Annotated in this window: 16 protein-coding genes and 1 pseudogene; 9 read left to right on the top strand and 8 right to left on the bottom strand. The window is 36.1% G+C overall.

Annotated elements, in window-relative coordinates:
- Positions 1-216 precede the first annotated feature (216 nt).
- Positions 217-954, bottom strand: coding sequence for a lipase family protein (locus tag IGI43_RS11045; RefSeq protein ID WP_438757844.1), 738 nt, complete (start codon positions 952-954; stop codon positions 217-219).
- A gap of 135 nt (positions 955-1,089) precedes the next feature.
- On the opposite strand from IGI43_RS11045, the gene IGI43_RS11050 reads away from it, so the two are divergent.
- Positions 1,090-1,458 (top strand): DUF1433 domain-containing protein, encoded by a 369-nt coding sequence (locus tag IGI43_RS11050; RefSeq protein ID WP_438757845.1) that lies wholly within the window; start codon positions 1,090-1,092, stop codon positions 1,456-1,458.
- Between the two features lie 207 nt (positions 1,459-1,665).
- Here the strand turns inward: IGI43_RS11050 and IGI43_RS11055 are convergent, their stop codons facing one another.
- Both IGI43_RS11055 and IGI43_RS11060 read right to left on the bottom strand, forming a co-directional pair.
- Positions 1,666-1,836, bottom strand: a complete 171-nt coding sequence (locus IGI43_RS11055) for a hypothetical protein (protein WP_438757846.1) — start codon at positions 1,834-1,836, stop codon at positions 1,666-1,668.
- Positions 1,833-1,982: a hypothetical protein gene (locus IGI43_RS11060; protein WP_438757847.1), complete on the bottom strand. Its 150-nt coding sequence runs from the start codon at positions 1,980-1,982 to the stop codon at positions 1,833-1,835. The genes IGI43_RS11055 and IGI43_RS11060 overlap by 4 nt, the downstream gene beginning before the upstream one ends.
- A 199-nt stretch (positions 1,983-2,181) precedes the next feature.
- Between IGI43_RS11060 and IGI43_RS11065 the strand changes: the two genes are divergently transcribed.
- From IGI43_RS11065 to IGI43_RS11085, 5 genes are all read left to right on the top strand, one after another.
- Entirely contained in the window at positions 2,182-2,484 is a 303-nt protein-coding gene (locus IGI43_RS11065) for a TIGR04197 family type VII secretion effector (RefSeq protein ID WP_438757848.1), read from the top strand.
- Positions 2,484-2,822 carry a hypothetical protein gene (locus IGI43_RS11070; RefSeq protein WP_438757849.1) on the top strand — a complete coding sequence of 113 codons (339 nt, stop codon included), beginning with the start codon at positions 2,484-2,486 and terminating at the stop codon, positions 2,820-2,822. The genes IGI43_RS11065 and IGI43_RS11070 overlap by 1 nt, the downstream gene beginning before the upstream one ends.
- 3 nt (positions 2,823-2,825) lie before the next feature.
- Positions 2,826-4,106 carry a T7SS effector LXG polymorphic toxin gene (locus IGI43_RS11075; protein ID WP_438757850.1) on the top strand — a complete coding sequence of 427 codons (1,281 nt, stop codon included), beginning with the start codon at positions 2,826-2,828 and terminating at the stop codon, positions 4,104-4,106.
- 2 nt (positions 4,107-4,108) lie between these two features.
- Positions 4,109-4,483 carry a hypothetical protein gene (locus tag IGI43_RS11080; RefSeq protein ID WP_438757851.1) on the top strand — a complete coding sequence of 125 codons (375 nt, stop codon included), beginning with the start codon at positions 4,109-4,111 and terminating at the stop codon, positions 4,481-4,483.
- A gap of 330 nt (positions 4,484-4,813) precedes the next feature.
- The gene (locus tag IGI43_RS11085) at positions 4,814-5,716 is read left to right on the top strand and encodes a helix-turn-helix domain-containing protein (RefSeq protein WP_438757852.1); all 903 of its coding nucleotides are present in this window, start codon (positions 4,814-4,816) and stop codon (positions 5,714-5,716) included.
- 506 nt (positions 5,717-6,222) lie between these two features.
- On the opposite strand, the pseudogene IGI43_RS11090 reads toward IGI43_RS11085, so the two are convergent.
- Together IGI43_RS11090 and IGI43_RS11095 are read right to left on the bottom strand one after the other, a co-directional pair.
- Positions 6,223-6,809, bottom strand: a pseudogene (locus tag IGI43_RS11090) (IS6 family transposase); the annotation flags it as partial.
- A gap of 146 nt (positions 6,810-6,955) precedes the next feature.
- Entirely contained in the window at positions 6,956-7,126 is a 171-nt protein-coding gene (locus IGI43_RS11095) for a hypothetical protein (RefSeq protein ID WP_438757853.1), read from the bottom strand.
- A 368-nt stretch (positions 7,127-7,494) separates the two neighbouring features.
- Here IGI43_RS11095 and IGI43_RS11100 point away from each other — a divergent pair, with 368 nt between their 5' ends.
- Positions 7,495-7,806 carry a hypothetical protein gene (locus IGI43_RS11100; RefSeq protein ID WP_438757854.1) on the top strand — a complete coding sequence of 104 codons (312 nt, stop codon included), beginning with the start codon at positions 7,495-7,497 and terminating at the stop codon, positions 7,804-7,806.
- 57 nt (positions 7,807-7,863) lie between these two features.
- Here the strand turns inward: IGI43_RS11100 and IGI43_RS11105 are convergent, their stop codons facing one another.
- From IGI43_RS11105 to IGI43_RS11115, 3 genes are all read right to left on the bottom strand, one after another.
- Positions 7,864-8,667: an ABC transporter ATP-binding protein gene (locus IGI43_RS11105; protein ID WP_438757855.1), complete on the bottom strand. Its 804-nt coding sequence runs from the start codon at positions 8,665-8,667 to the stop codon at positions 7,864-7,866.
- Positions 8,667-9,617: an ABC transporter permease gene (locus tag IGI43_RS11110; protein WP_438757856.1), complete on the bottom strand. Its 951-nt coding sequence runs from the start codon at positions 9,615-9,617 to the stop codon at positions 8,667-8,669. Before IGI43_RS11110 ends, IGI43_RS11105 begins: the two co-directional genes overlap by 1 nt.
- Before the next feature lie 98 nt (positions 9,618-9,715).
- Positions 9,716-10,693 (bottom strand): ABC transporter substrate-binding protein, encoded by a 978-nt coding sequence (locus IGI43_RS11115; RefSeq protein WP_438757857.1) that lies wholly within the window; start codon positions 10,691-10,693, stop codon positions 9,716-9,718.
- A 514-nt stretch (positions 10,694-11,207) separates the two neighbouring features.
- On the opposite strand from IGI43_RS11115, the gene IGI43_RS11120 reads away from it, so the two are divergent.
- Together IGI43_RS11120 and rpoB are read left to right on the top strand one after the other, a co-directional pair.
- Positions 11,208-11,783, top strand: coding sequence for a polymer-forming cytoskeletal protein (locus IGI43_RS11120; protein ID WP_438757858.1), 576 nt, complete (start codon positions 11,208-11,210; stop codon positions 11,781-11,783).
- Between the two features lie 367 nt (positions 11,784-12,150).
- Positions 12,151-15,768: a DNA-directed RNA polymerase subunit beta gene (gene rpoB / locus IGI43_RS11125; RefSeq protein WP_438757859.1), complete on the top strand. Its 3,618-nt coding sequence runs from the start codon at positions 12,151-12,153 to the stop codon at positions 15,766-15,768.
- The last annotated feature ends 17 nt before the right edge of the window (positions 15,769-15,785 follow it).

Consider the following 15,785-nt stretch of genomic DNA (forward strand, 5'->3'; position numbering starts at 1 on the left):
TTAATCATTTGTTTTCCTTTTATCGCAACAACTTTTTTACTTGCATTTTGTGCATCTGAATTAAGATTTTTTTTAGTTTTTTAGCTTCAGGTTTGTATTCGTTTCAGACGGTTTTACATTCTTGTATTAACGCTAATTTTTGTACTCTCCTTTTCTCTTGTTTTTTGTAGTAATCGAGCTCTATCTTCAACAAAGTAACATTCGTAGTTTTGTGTGTTAAGCTTTGTTTATCACTAGGTTTCTGAGCTTCTCTATTGTTTTTCCTAGAGGAACAAATCCAACTGGATCAAGTTCATGCCTATAATCCCTAATCTTATTATTGTAGTATCCTTGATCTACTGAATCTCGATATTTTTTAGGTAGAATACGATAACTACGAGCGGCAGAAAAAGTTGTTGCATTTTTATTATTCATAACGCCCATAAATTGAGCTAATGCACCACCTAAACTGTGACCAGTAAAACTATAATCAGCAGTTTTTCTATTCTTGACTACTTTATTTACCCATTTTTCATATTCAATAAATTGATGATTATCACTGGCAGAACCTTTACTCCAGCCAGATAATGAATGAGAAAGGATAGGATTTTTAATAGTATTCGCTGCATTGTCTGCAATAAATCTTATGTATTGTGTTTTGGAAGAATTCTCTTTTATTTTATCTACTGACAGGTTTGTTCCTAGTTGATTAAAATTTGTCGTCCAATCCTTTAGTTCAGAAGAGCCACGAGAAACAAAGATAATATTATCAGGCTCTCCACCTTTTTGAATTTTGTCATAATCAGCTTGATTGACCACTGCAACTGCTTGTAGTCCTGATTCTTTATCAATAGAATTAATTACAACAAACTTTCCATCTACAGTTCTAATAACACTGCCTACTTTTAAAAGTCTATCTTCGTAACTATCGAAAGATAACTTTGAAAAAGTTTCATCTTTAATTTTATTAGACATCGAGCCCTCCGTGTATTATCATTTAGTAATTAATAACTATACTATCACAAGAGGTGTGTTATGATAAGAAAAAAATATATATGGTTAAGTATTTTAATGATGATGATTGTACTATTGTTTGGAGGGTGTAAAAGTATGGAAAAAAGCGAAATGGATTATTACATGAAAGAACAGAAGCCAAGAATTGAAAAATTTTTAAAATATCACTATAATAACATCGATTCTGTAACTTTAACAGGTACTCAAAAGAACCCTATGGGCGGTTTTTTTATACAGGGATATATTAACGGAGATGAAAATCTATCAATATCTGTTCAAGGAGAAGTTGGAACAAATATTGAATATGTTGATGGGCTCAATATTGACTTTGATAAAAAAAATAATAAATCAAACAACAATAAATCAGTTTCTGAAATAGAAGCAGAGGAAAAAACAACAATGTCTTCTTCCGCTAGAATGAGCTTATGGAAAGAAAAATATGGATCAAAAACAACTTTATTTTAAAAGAGAACGGAGGTAGATAAAGAGGAGTCGACGATCAAGCCAACTCCTCTTTATCCTCATCCTGAGAAACATCAATTGCTATTTTCTGCACGTAAGAACGTTTCTTTGATTTTTAACATGTCACTCACAGCGTTTGATGAAATGTGTTTTGCTTCCCACTGCTCTTTTGACACAATCCACACCTCTTTATTTAATTTAGCGGTGGGGTCATTCGATAGTCTCTATCGGTTTGGACGTGGCAGGATCACACACTTCATACGTCAGTTCAAAATAAGACGATTCTGCTCGTGTAACGAGCCAATCTGTTGCCCAAATTTCCGCTAATTCATTTGTAAAGGCTTGTTGCTGACTAATGACTTGCTGATCGACAACACTCAATTCATTTTTTTAGTTTGAAGAACTTGATCCATTTCTTTAATGGATTTTTGGTTGTCTTTATATTCTTCAACGATCAATTGTTTCTGCTCACTGCCTTTGATCCCGCGCTCAATCTCATGTCCTCGTTCCTGAAGATAGTGGGGCAATTCGTAAAAAATTGGATTCCATTTCTACATTTGTAGAAACTCCAATCCAAATTTTTTTACGCCGATTCCTAGTCAAAAAAGGGTGAAGCGAAAAAATGTCTCCCCCCTTTCTCGAGTAATACAAATAGCCTATTTTCTTTTGGATCTAAAAACGTTAAACTATATAAGACAACATGTTAGTAAATATAAGGAGGATCTTATGGGAATTAAAAGTAATGTATCTGTCGCTGGGAATGTCTCCGCTTCTTTTAGCAAGTCTGCGACGGCTTTAAACACTATTAATGCTTCTACGAGTGTCGCTTCTCGTACAAATGTGACAGGCAATGCCTCTGCTAAGCAATCAACTATTGCATATGGAACCACATTGAAAAGTCTCTCTTCTAGCATTGTTTCGGCTGGAGATAAGATTCATTCTGTCGCGAAAGACTTTGCGCAAATTGACCAAAAAGGAGCACAAGACTTTCAAAAAAGTCTTTCCCCTATGAGTAAGTGGGGACTTTAATGGACGTGACAAGTAAAACGCAATTAGAAGCGATTCAACAAGAACAATCTGTATTGAAACAAGAGATAAAAATGCTCCAACAACAACAAGAAGCGTTTTTTCAACTTCAAAAACAAGAAGATCGACTGTATACAGAATTGATTGATACAAGTGCACCAGAGGAACGCATTTTCTTTCGCAATAAAGGCGAAGATAACCGCTACTTAGCGAAAAAAGCACAGAATCAGTTACGCGAACTAGAAAAGCAATTAGAGCAACGAAAAAAAGAATTAACTACACAAGAACTTGAAGCAGAGCGAATGTATCGAGAAGCACAACGAATAGAAGAGGAGGAGTGAGGCGTGGGGTTACAATTTTATGTCGGTGAAATCCAGGCACAGATAAATGAAGCCGATCGAATGAACAACGAAGCAAAGCAAGCTATATCAACTTTACAAAGCAGTATTTCGCAATTTTTATCAGCACCTCTTTCAGGAAAAGCTTATGATTCAGCCAAACGCTATTTTAGCGTTGTTTACACACCGTTGTGTCGTTCGGCTACCATGACAGGCGAAGCCTTAGTTCAAGCGCATAGAAAGCTTTTAAGTGACTATCAAGGGTCTGTTAGTAGCATTGATACCGTTGAAGACCAAATCAATCAACAAATTAATCAACTAGAAGCGTTAAAGCGAGCGATTGAAGCTCAAATGCAGACGGCGAAAACGATGCGACCTGATTTAGAACGACGCTATATGAATGCGTGTGATAGTATAGCTAAGAAGCGAGAAAAACTACAGAAGTTTCATGACTATAATTCTCGGTCAGCTAGTATCTTTTCAGAATTTGATGCGTCTCAACGAGAATTTGCTCGAGGGGTCGCACAAGTTCAAAATTCTAAGGCGTGGAACTCATCAAGTGGAACATTTGATTTAGGTCGACTAGATATGTCTTGGGCTGTTTCGATTAATGAGCGTTGGGAGCAACGGGAAAAAAGAAACGAACAAATGAGAAAGGTAATGGTTAAAAATGCACTAGGGAAATTAGAAGGATATACCATTATTCGCACAGAATTAGGTGAATGGTATCTAATGAAAAACGGGAAATATATCATGGCAGATAAACATCCAGACTTGTATGCGGAGCTAGAAAAATGCAAAAACTATTTAACAAAAGATCAATATAGTGATGAAAAATTAAAAATAAATCGAGACGAAATTACATTTGTTCCTGGTCTTGGTGGTGCAGGATTACTAGGGAGAGGCGCAGATATTCTTAGAAAAGGAACGAGTATCATTAAAATTGGGGAAAATATTGTTGATGCGATTAATAATGCGCCTACACTGAATGCTTCAAATGAGACAGCAGAGTTAGACAAAGCAAGGGAAAAAGGAGAACCAGCTAAAAATCACAAAGTAATTCCGGCTGACGAATCTAAAAATTTAAAACGTGATGGTGAACCTAATTCCTCTGAAGACTTATTGAATCCAGATGGTTCGGTGAAACAACGAAGATACTATGGTCCAGATGGTCGTGCATTAGAAGATATAGATTTTAATCATCCAGATGATGGGACACATGAATTTCCACATAGACATAAATGGGATTGGGACAAAAAAGTACCTAGACAAAAAGGAGAATGGTAATTATGCATAGTGTACATGATTATGAAATAACAGAATATAGTATGAATTTTAGAACGAAGAAATTGACAATTGAGGCAACTTTGGATGATAATTCCAAAAAAATAATATTCACAGATGTTTTAGCCTACGAGTTTTCTGATGAAATACCGTATAGCACAATTTTAGATATAGACAAAATCGATATTCAAAATTTTTTCAAAAACAATAAAGAATTATTAGAATCTAAGAAAAATAGTGGTTGGCCAGTTATATATCAAACAATGGAAGAATTGGAACAAAAAATTCAAAAAGAGGAAGTAAATTATTATATATTATTCTCTTCGTATGGTATGACAGGTTGGATATTAGCTCAAGATATAACAGTTAAAAACAATTAAATTTGTTATTCAACAAGATGGTTCACATAATCTCGATTAACCCAAGTAGCCCGCTTATCAACCGATAAGCGGGCTCTCTTTGTGAATTTCAATTGGTCTACCTAACAACACCCCGCCAATACTCTTTTTTCATCCTCAAAAGATTGTGAAATGTGAGTGTAGAAGACAGAGAGAGTTGTTATATTATTAACCACTCACTAAGATAAAAGTTGTAATTAAAGTAACAACAGCTATTGAAGAACAAATCATGTTTACTCCTCCTTTTAAATTGATGATTATTCTTTACATACTTATTATGATACAATTCAAGTAAAAAAGGAATGGTTTTATTTGAATATACAAGAAACTTTATTGTACATACGAAAAAAAAAGGATCTACCTCAACGAAAATTATTAAAATATGTTGATTCTTCTGTGTATTCAAAAATTGAATCAGGAAGAAAAAATTTAACCTTTTCTGAACTAATTGAAATTTTGACTAATCTATCAATTCCTTTAGATGAATTTTCTAAATATTTTGATAATAATTCGATCGGAAAAACAATGAGAGCATTACTAGAAGACTACAAGATAACTCCAAATGATCTAGTGATCAAAGAACAAATTATTACCTATTTTAATCAATTATATTTTTCGCGAAATATGTTATTAGAGGAATTATCCGATTATATCGTTATTAAAACTTTATTTTCCAATCAATGGAAAGAAATTCCGCACGTATCTGCTAAAGAATTAGCAGAAATTTTTATTCTTTTAAAAGAAAAAAAATACTACTTTCATTATGATTATGCGATTCTTTCTAACACGATTTATTTATTTAATGATGATCAAATAGAAATTCTACTGACAAAAACGTTCCCGGTGAAAGATATGAAGTATCGAAATGCAGCAACAAAAGAATTTATTACAAACTTAATTTGTAACTTGATCACTACATTTATCAGAAAACAGGAGTATGAAAAATGTCATGATTATATAGAGTTAGCAAAAAAAGAACGTAATAATTATGACTTACCATTTAAGATTATGCTGACTTTTTTAGAAAATATGATAGCATATGTTCAGAGAAGAGATTCAAAATCTAAAGAAGAATTAGAAGGCGCAATTAACTTTTTAAATTCAGTTGAAGAGCATGAACTGGCAAATGCTTTGCAGTCAGAGCTAGAAAATGTCCTTGCCACGAATAAAGAACCGACTATTATTTTAAGGAATCATTTTAACAAACAGTATTAAAGAATTGCTAATTTGGCAAATTATACTTGTTTTTTATGTACAAAGGGTCGCACTATTTATATTATGAATACATGTATAAATAAAAATCCCTTAGCTTTTAGTATAGACTTTGGAAAGTTTGCTAAGAGATTTCTATAAGGGATTTGCGCGCCTTTTTGTAGTGTATCACTACATGTATCAGCATATCATAATTTGTTCTATTTATTTAACTTAAATGAATGCAAAAAATTAGATTTTCAAGAACAATGGTTTTGTTATTAGTGATTCAGTCGATAAAACCTTCGAAAAAACCACTTCAACGAGTGGTTTTTTTATTTTTTCAGAGAATGCCACCATTTTTTATCCTGAATTGAATCAGGATCCGTTTGTTCTTCTTCAGCTGAAGCCTTTTTCTCTTCAGACGTTTCAGATCCAATTTGTAATTGAGCTTCTAGCTGTTCAATTCGTTTATTGGTTCTGTTGCAAAGTTGTAAATAAGAAAAGTCCACGCTTCTTAACGGGCTATTTTAAACTGCTATTCCCATTAATTGTTTGAGTTCATCGCATACTGAAAAGTCGAAGAGATTTCTTCGATTTTTTTGTATAAGGCATGGACTGTTTCTATCCCTTTAATTGTAGCTGATGAGGTCCTTATGGACCGGTATAATTTGTGTCTTTTCTTGATAGGTCGATGGTCCTGTTCAATGATAATATTCATGTATTTACTGGTTCGATGAGTAAGTAGAAGTGGAATTACCTTCTGATTTGAGCTGTTTAAACGCGCAAGAGAGCGAGGGTGCCTTATCCGTGACAAGAGCCCTGGTTTCACCAAATTGTTTAACTAGCCGTTTGAAAAAAGCGTAAGCTGCTTGACTGTCGCGTTTCTTACGTAACCTAATATCTAGTGTCAACCCAGAAGAATCAATTGCGCGATATAAATAATGCCATTTCCCCTTTACTTTAATGTAGGTTTCATCCATTCGCCAAGAATCGCTTGCCGTGCGATTTCGTTTTCCCAAAGGTAGTAAGCAATTTGACTATATTCTTGAACCCATCGGTAGACAGTTGTATGGCAGACGCCAATTCTACGTTCAGGAAGGATTTCTGAAACATCAATTGCTATTTTCTGCACGTAAGAACATTTCTTTGATTTTTAACATGTCACTCACAGCGTTTGCTGAAATGTGTTTTGCTTCCCACTGCTCTTTTGACACAATCCACACCTCTTTATTTAATTTAGCGGTCGAATATAGTCTGGGGTCATTCGATAATCTCTATCGGTTCGGCCGTGGCAGGATCACACACTCCATACGTCAGTTCAAAATAAGACGATTCTGCTCGTGTAACGAGCCAATCTGTTGCCCAAATTTCCGCTAATTCGTTTGTAAAGGCTTGTTGCTGACTAATGACTTGCTGATCGGCAACACTCAATTCATTTTTTTAGATTGAAGAACTTGATCCATTTCTTTAATGGCTTTTTGGTTGTCTTTATATTCTTCAACGGTCAAGTGTTTCTGCTCACTATTAAGAATATGAGGTAAAGTTTATGAATATAAATATTTTAACAATTTCAGAATGGAAAAAAATTATAAGTAAAAAAAAGAATTTGAGGACTTAGATAGCTCATTGGAATATAAAAAAAATTACAATCCGTACAAAATTTTATCTAACGAGAAAATTTGTACGGATTAACTTCAATCTAATCAAATTTTCATATTGACTTAATATTTATTATTTGCTATATTTTGATTACAGTATAATCATATTTAATACTGAATGAAAAAAAGGAGTTTATAATTATGAGAAAAAAAGTACTTATTGGTTTAATGGCGTTAGGATTAGTATTTGGGTTAGGTTTGAGCATATTTGGTAATTTGTCGGGTGATAATATTGCTCATGCAGCAACAGACAACAGGACTCGTCGAGTTGAAATTGGTTATGACATAAAATCTGTTTACACAGAAAATGGAAAAAAACTTAATCCACCTAGACATACGAAATACAATGTTAAATATGCAAATGTGAGTATCCATGCACGTTATCAAAAAACTACTTCAAAAGTAATCAGTAATTTTCCTTTAGTTAGTCGTTATACAGTTATTTATAAATAACTATTATTTAAAATTTTATAAAGAGCTTAGGACTTATGTCCCAAGCTCCTTTTTTGTTTAAACCAATAACAATTGATCATCTTTTAATTCAGTGCCACTATTTTTTTGGAACATGTCCATCAATTCATTAACAGTTAAATCTTTTTTCTGTTCGGCAGGCACATCTACCACGACGTTTCCCTGGTGAAGCATAATCAGGCGATTACCGTAGCGGATTGCATCTTCCATGTCATGTGTCACCATAAAGGCAGTTAGATTTTGCTCTTGAATCAATTTTTCAGTTAAGGCCATAACGGTGATTGACGTTTTAGGATCAAGCGCTGCGGTGTGTTCATCTAACAAAATCAATTCCGGACGAATTAAGGTAGCCATAAGTAAGGTAATCGCTTGACGCTGTCCACCAGATAACAAGCCAATTTCAGCTCCTAGACGATTTTCTAAGCCTAAATTCAAGCTAGCTAGTTGTTCTTTGAAGAAATGGCGGTCATTTTTACGAACACCATTTCCCAAGCCACGTTTTTTTCCACGTTTCATAGCAAGTGCCATATTTTCTTCTACAGTTAAACGAACAGCGGTCCCCATTTTAGGATCTTGGAAAACACGACTGATTTGTTTTGAACGAGCCACTACACGTTGTTTTGTGATGTCTTTGCCATTCAAAGCTACCTGACCTTCTTCAATTGGTAATGTTCCAGCGATACTGTTTAGTAAAGTAGATTTACCAGCACCGTTTCCGCCGATGATCGTAATAAATTCGCCTTTATTGATAGTTAAATCGATTCCTTTTAGGACATGGTTTTCATTGACTGTTCCGCGTTCAAAATATTGATGTAAGTTTTTTATTGTTAATACTGGCTGCATCAATTTGTGCCTCCTTTACGTTTTCCTAGTTTAGAAAAACCTAATTTTTTTTGAATCAGTGGTGAAGATAAACAGATAACTAGAATGATTGCTGAGAATAATTTCAAATCTGCTGGATCAACACGAAGTTCTAAAACGCAAGCCAGGATGAAACGATACAAAATAGCACCGATTACAATCGTGATCAAACGCAAACCCAAGGATTTATTTTTAAAGAGAACTTCAGCAATAATGATTGAAGCAAGCCCGATAACGATTGTTCCAATACCAGAATTTAAATCAGCAAAGTTATTATTTTGAACGAGTAAAGCACCTGCTAATGCGATACATCCGTTAGAAAGCATATAGCCGATGATTTTCATATTGTCTGTTTTAATTCCATTCGCTTCACTCATGTCGATGTTGTCACCAGTCGCTCTAGTTGCTAAGCCAATTTCTGTTTTAAAAAATAAAACAAGTAAAACGATGACTAAAAGTACGATGAGCGAACCAACAAAGATCGTACTGTTGACTTTAGTGAAACCTAACGACTGCGCATGAGAGAAAATAGAATCGGTCCCAATCAAAGAAATATTTGGAGCGCCCATGATTCGTGAATTGATACTGTAAAGTCCGGTCATTGTGATAATTCCTGCTAATAATGCGGGAATTTTTAATTTTGTGTGCAATAGTCCAGAAACAAGACCAGCTAACATACCAGCAATAAAAGCAAAAAGTAATGCGACAATCGGCGCTATCATAGAATGAATATCAAATAAAGACTGGATCGGCGCAGGCCAAGTAGCGGGATCTTTTGTTAAAATAACTGCGGCTACAGCACCACCTAAAGGGAAACTTCCTTCTGTAGTCAAATCAGCAATGTCTAAAATACGGTAAGTCAGAAATACTCCAATGGCAAGTAAGGACCAAAGCAGTCCTTGGGATGTTGACGAAAGTAATATGTCTATCAATAAAATCAGCTTCTTTCAATAAAATTTATGTAGAGCATGAGAAAAAAGCGTTTAGCTTAGAAAAGTCAATTGCTTTTTTCTCACTGTTTATTCAGGTATTAAGGTGCTTTAATGGTATCTGGATCGATATCTAAAGCTTTTGCCATATCTTTATTTACGAAAAGCTTTAAGTCTTTTGCTTTTTCAACAGGCATGTCAGCAGGTTTTGCTTCACCCTTTAGAATTTTCGCTGCCATAACACCTGTTTGCTTGCCTAGTGATTTATAATCGATTCCCACAGTTGCCAATCCGCCTTCTTCTACTTGTTCTATCGAACCTGCAATGACTGGAATTTTGTGTTCTTTGGCTACTTCACCGATGACAGCTGCTGCTGAAGCGAAAGTATTGTCTGTTGGAATATAAATTGCATCAACATCTTTTGCTAAGCTTGTCGTTACTTGTTGTACGTCATTTGTTGAATTAGCTGTTAAAATTTTCGCTTTGATGCCAGCGTCTTTCAAGGCCTTTTCAGCCATATCAGCTTGAATTTTAGAATTTGCTTCACCAGCATTGTACATAATACCTACTGTTTTGGCATCAGGTACGATACTTAATAACAAAGCTATTTGTTTGTCGATTGGGACGATATCTGTGGTTCCAGTCACGTTTCCCCCAGGTTTCTCATCTGATTTGACTAATTTTGCACTAACTAAGTCAGTAACTGCTGTGACTAAAATCGGGATATCTGTTGTTTCGTTCAATAATGATTGGGCGGCAGGCGTTGCGATTCCTAGTAGTAAGTCTGGTTTTCCTTTGACTAATTTTTCACTCATACTTTTTAACTGTGCTTGATCATTCTGGGCATTGCTGTATTCAATGGTTAAGTCTTCGCCTTCTTTAAAACCATTTTCAGCTAGACCTTCTTTGAATCCTTCGAAAGCAGCATCAAGTGAGCCGTGCTCAACGGGTTGCAAAACGCCCACTTTTTTAGTATCACTATTTGTTCCGCTGTCTGTTTTTTTGCCATCTCCACATGCTCCGAGAGCCAATAATGCTACTGCTGATACGATACTTAGTCCGACTAATTTCTTTTTCATCCTGATTCCTCCAATTGTAGTTGATAAAACAAAAAATCCATTCAGACAATATGCCTAAATGGATTGATAAAAGTCGTAGGTAAACACTTCTTCTTTCGCCACTTAGGATTGTCTACGTGGCTGCTTGTTCAGTACAAAGCGCTCTAGCCATCATAGATACAAAAACAGGTTTTTGCTGTTTGTACCCACGATTTCATGAATACAAAACTATCTAAAGTAGCTAAAGTAAGCTATATTCAGTTGTGCGTTGATAGAGTGTGTCATAAAAAGTCCCCCCGCAAATTGAACTGTGTTTAGTATAAAGGAAAAGTAAGTCTGCTGTCAACTGATTATTTGAAATTTTCTGAACATTCGTATAATAGACTAGAAAAAGACGATATAAATGGTAAAAGTTTGTGAATAGCTTAGATTAATAGGAAGAAGTCACACGAAAGTGGATATCTTTGTGAATTTTTACGTGTTCATGCTAAAATTTAGTTGTGTAAATAAATAGTAAATAATTAGGAGGAGTTATATGATTTCAAAAAAATTGATTGCATTCGGAACATTAGCAGCAACAGTATTAGTTTTAGGGGCATGTAGTAGTGATAATAAAGATTCTAAAGATAGTTCATCTGACAGCAAAATGGAAGAAACATCAATGAGTTCAAGTGTAGATACTGTAAGTGGTGCTTCGATCAGTGACAAACCAGAAGTAATTGAAAAAGCGTTAGGCAAAGATGGAAATTGGATCGTTGCTGCAACAGCAGATATTACTTTTGATAAAGATGTGACTGTTTCTGGAGAATTTCATGATAAAGGCGAAACATCAGGCGATATTTATAGAAAACTAGCATTATACGCACAAGACTCAGATCATAAAGTGACGGATGAATATACACTGACTGTACCTAAAATGACTGTTGAAACAGAAAACTTCAATATCGTGAATGGAACAGTTAAAGGAGATATCTTAGTTAAGGCAAATGGTTTTGTTTTAAATGGAACAAAAGTAGATGGTAAAGTGACATTTGAAAAAGAAGAGTACAAAACTTCTGCTACTTTAGATAAAGAAGGCGCTGAAGTAACTGGCGATGTAACAGTTCAGTAAGTAAGATTAGTTGAATAATCAAAAATGAGGCACTCGATTTTTATTGAGTGTCTTTTTTTTAGGAGATTTAACTGTTTAAAACTTCCGAAAATCCTTGACTTTTACTATAGAAAGAAGTACAATTTATAGATGCAAAAACTATCTGAAAAATGACAAAGCAGGAGCGAAATATTGTCCGTTCCGGTTTTTAATAGGGAAACAAAAATAGAAACGCACGAGAAATTTTCAAGAGCACATTCTATTTTTGGTTTTTTTTTGCCTAAAAACTGCAAAAAATGCTCAATATTACGAATATTTAATATTTGTAATATTTATGAAATATTTCGGTTAGTGTTTTGATAGACTTTTAATTAGAGGAGTGAAGAGCTTGGCTGGACACGTAGTAAAATACGGAAAACACCGCGAACGTAGAAGTTTCGCCCGGATCAGTGAAGTGTTGGAATTACCCAACTTGATCGAAATTCAAACAGACTCTTATCAATGGTTTTTAGATGAAGGGTTAAGAGAAATGTTTGAGGACATTTTACCGATCGATGATTTCCAAGGTAATTTATCTTTGGAATTTGTGGATTATGAATTAAAAGAACCTAAGTATACGGTTGAAGAAGCGCGCGCACATGATGCAAACTATTCTGCACCGTTACATGTCACTCTACGATTGACCAACCGTGAATCTGGAGAAATCAAATCACAAGAAGTGTTCTTCGGTGATTTTCCTCTAATGACTGAAATGGGAACATTCATCATCAATGGAGCAGAACGTGTTATTGTTTCTCAGTTAGTTCGTTCACCAGGTGTTTATTTCCATGGAAAAGTAGATAAAAATGGTAAAGAAGGCTTTGGTTCAACAGTGATCCCTAACCGTGGTGCATGGTTAGAAATGGAAACAGATGCCAAAGACATCTCTTACGTACGTATCGACCGTACTCGTAAAATTCCTTTAACTGTTTTAGTTCGTGCCTTAGGTTTTGGCTCTGATGATACAATTTTTGAGATTTTCGGTGAAACATTAAGCTTACGTAATACGATCGAAAAAGATTTACACAAAAATGCGAGTGATTCTCGTACTGAAGAAGGCTTGAAAGATATTTATGAGCGTCTTCGACCTGGTGAGCCCAAGACAGCAGACAGTTCTCGTAACTTGTTAAATGCTCGTTTCTTCGATCCAAAACGCTACGACTTAGCAAACGTTGGTCGTTATAAAGTCAACAAAAAATTAGATTTAAAAACTCGTCTATTGAACCTAACTTTAGGAGAAACATTGATCGATGCTGAAACTGGTGAGATCATTGTCGAAAAAGGAACGGTATTGACGCACCAAGTAATGGAAACATTAGGTGAACATATTGATAACGGCCTAAACAGTGTAACCTATTACCCAAGTGAAGACGGTGTGGTTACTGAGCCGATGACGGTTCAAGTAATCAAAGTTCTTTCTCCAAAAGATCCAGAACGCATTGTTAATGTAATCGGTAATGGTTATCCTGATACAAGTGTGAAGACTGTTCGTCCAGCAGATATCGTGGCTTCAATGAGTTATTTCTTTAACTTGCAAGAAGATATCGGTAATGTAGATGATATCGATCACTTAGGGAACCGTCGTATTCGTTCAGTTGGTGAATTACTGCAAAATCAATTCCGTATCGGTTTAGCTCGTATGGAACGTGTCGTTCGTGAAAGAATGTCGATTCAAGACACTGAAACACTAACACCACAACAATTGATCAATATTCGTCCAGTCGTGGCAAGTATCAAAGAATTCTTTGGTTCTTCTCAGCTATCACAATTCATGGATCAAACAAATCCTCTTGGTGAGTTGACACACAAACGTCGTCTATCTGCCTTAGGACCTGGTGGTTTGACTCGTGACCGTGCCGGCTATGAAGTTCGAGACGTTCACTATTCCCATTATGGCCGTATGTGTCCGATCGAAACGCCTGAGGGACCAAATATCGGGCTGATCAACAGCTTGTCAAGCTATGCCAAAGTCAATAAATTTGGTTTTATCGAAACACCTTATCGTCGTGTTGATCGTGCAACAGGAAAAGTAACTGATAAAGTAGATTACTTAACTGCTGACACGGAAGATCACTATATTGTAGCGCAAGCAAACTCACGTTTAAATGAAGATGGGACATTTGCTGAAGAATTAGTAATGGCTCGTTTGCAAAGTGAAAACCTTGAAGTAACGATTGATAGAGTCGATTACATGGACGTTTCACCTAAACAAGTAGTTGCTGTTGCGACAGCATGTATTCCTTTCTTGGAAAACGATGACTCCAACCGTGCTTTGATGGGTGCCAACATGCAACGTCAAGCAGTACCGTTGATCCAACCTCGTTCACCGCTTGTGGGAACTGGTATGGAATACAAATCAGCACATGACTCGGGTGCCGCTTTACTATGTAAACATGATGGGGTCGTTGAATATGTGGACGCATCAGAAGTACGCGTTCGCCGTGATAATGGCGCATTAGATAAATATATGGTAACAAAATTCCGTCGTTCAAATTCAGGAACAAGTTACAATCAACGTCCAATCGTTCTTTTAGGCGAAAAAGTTGAAAAAGGCGATACATTAGCTGATGGACCTTCTATGGAAGAAGGCGAAATGGCTTTAGGACAAAACGTCCTTGTCGGATTTATGACTTGGGAAGGGTACAACTACGAGGATGCGATCATCATGAGCCGTCGTTTGGTGAAAGATGATGTCTATACTTCTATCCATATTGAAGAATATGAATCAGAAGCTCGTGATACAAAGTTAGGACCTGAAGAAATCACGCGTGAAATTCCAAACGTCGGGGAAGATGCATTAAAAGATCTTGACGAAATGGGAATTATCCGGATCGGTGCTGAAGTTAAAGATGGTGACCTATTAGTAGGGAAAGTAACGCCTAAAGGGGTAACTGAGTTATCTGCTGAAGAACGTTTACTACATGCAATCTTTGGTGAAAAAGCACGTGAAGTTCGTGATACATCTCTACGTGTGCCTCACGGTGGCGGCGGGATCGTTCATGATGTGAAGATCTTTACCCGTGAAGCCGGAGACGAATTATCTCCAGGGGTAAACATGTTAGTTCGTGTCTATATCGTTCAAAAACGTAAAATCAACGAAGGCGATAAAATGGCTGGACGTCATGGTAATAAAGGGGTCGTATCCCGTATTATGCCAGAAGAAGATATGCCTTTCTTACCGGATGGCACACCAATCGATATCATGCTGAATCCACTAGGGGTACCATCACGTATGAACATCGGACAAGTATTAGAATTGCACTTGGGTATGGCTGCTCGTCAGTTAGGTATTCACATTGCAACACCAGTATTTGATGGTGCCAACGATGAGGATGTATGGGAAACAGTTCGTGAAGCGGGTATGGCTCGTGATGCGAAAACAGTTCTTTATGACGGACGTACTGGTGAACCATTTGATAACCGTATCTCTGTTGGTGTGATGTACATGATCAAATTGGCCCACATGGTCGATGATAAATTACATGCCCGCTCTATTGGACCATATTCACTTGTTACCCAACAACCACTTGGAGGTAAAGCTCAATTTGGTGGACAACGTTTTGGGGAAATGGAAGTATGGGCACTGGAAGCATATGGTGCAGCTTACACATTACAAGAAATCTTAACGTACAAATCTGATGACGTAGTGGGTCGTGTGAAGACATACGAAGCAATCGTCAAGGGTGAACCAATTCCAAAACCAGGCGTGCCAGAATCATTCCGCGTATTGGTAAAAGAATTACAATCACTTGGATTAGATATGCGTGTATTGGACATTGAAGAACAAGAAATCGAATTACGTGATATGGATGACGATGATGATGACTTGATCACAGTTGATGCCCTAACAAAATTTGCCGAACAACAATCAGCGAAACAATTAGAAAAAGAAGCAGCTGAAGCGAAAGAAGCTGCAGATGCAGTTCTTGAACAAGAAATCGAAACGGCTGAAGATACAAAAGACTAATTGTTTAGAGTCTTATT

The organism is Enterococcus sp. AZ126 (assembly GCF_051714545.1).
Lineage (GTDB): Bacteria > Bacillota > Bacilli > Lactobacillales > Enterococcaceae > Enterococcus_L.

Bases quoted from the DNA above. Each gene is read 5' to 3' on its own strand.
- IGI43_RS11045 (WP_438757844.1), bottom strand. From the start codon at position 954: ATGTCTAATAAAATTAAAGATGAAACTTTTTCAAAGTTATCTTTCGAT.
- IGI43_RS11050 (WP_438757845.1), top strand. From the start codon at position 1,090: ATGGAAAAAAGCGAAATGGATTATTACATGAAAGAACAGAAGCCAAGA.
- IGI43_RS11065 (WP_438757848.1), top strand. From the start codon at position 2,182: ATGGGAATTAAAAGTAATGTATCTGTCGCTGGGAATGTCTCCGCTTCT.
- IGI43_RS11070 (WP_438757849.1), top strand. From the start codon at position 2,484: ATGGACGTGACAAGTAAAACGCAATTAGAAGCGATTCAACAAGAACAA.
- IGI43_RS11080 (WP_438757851.1), top strand. From the start codon at position 4,109: ATGCATAGTGTACATGATTATGAAATAACAGAATATAGTATGAATTTT.
- IGI43_RS11100 (WP_438757854.1), top strand. From the start codon at position 7,495: ATGAGAAAAAAAGTACTTATTGGTTTAATGGCGTTAGGATTAGTATTT.
- IGI43_RS11105 (WP_438757855.1), bottom strand. From the start codon at position 8,667: ATGCAGCCAGTATTAACAATAAAAAACTTACATCAATATTTTGAACGC.
- IGI43_RS11115 (WP_438757857.1), bottom strand. From the start codon at position 10,693: ATGAAAAAGAAATTAGTCGGACTAAGTATCGTATCAGCAGTAGCATTA.
- IGI43_RS11120 (WP_438757858.1), top strand. From the start codon at position 11,208: ATGATTTCAAAAAAATTGATTGCATTCGGAACATTAGCAGCAACAGTA.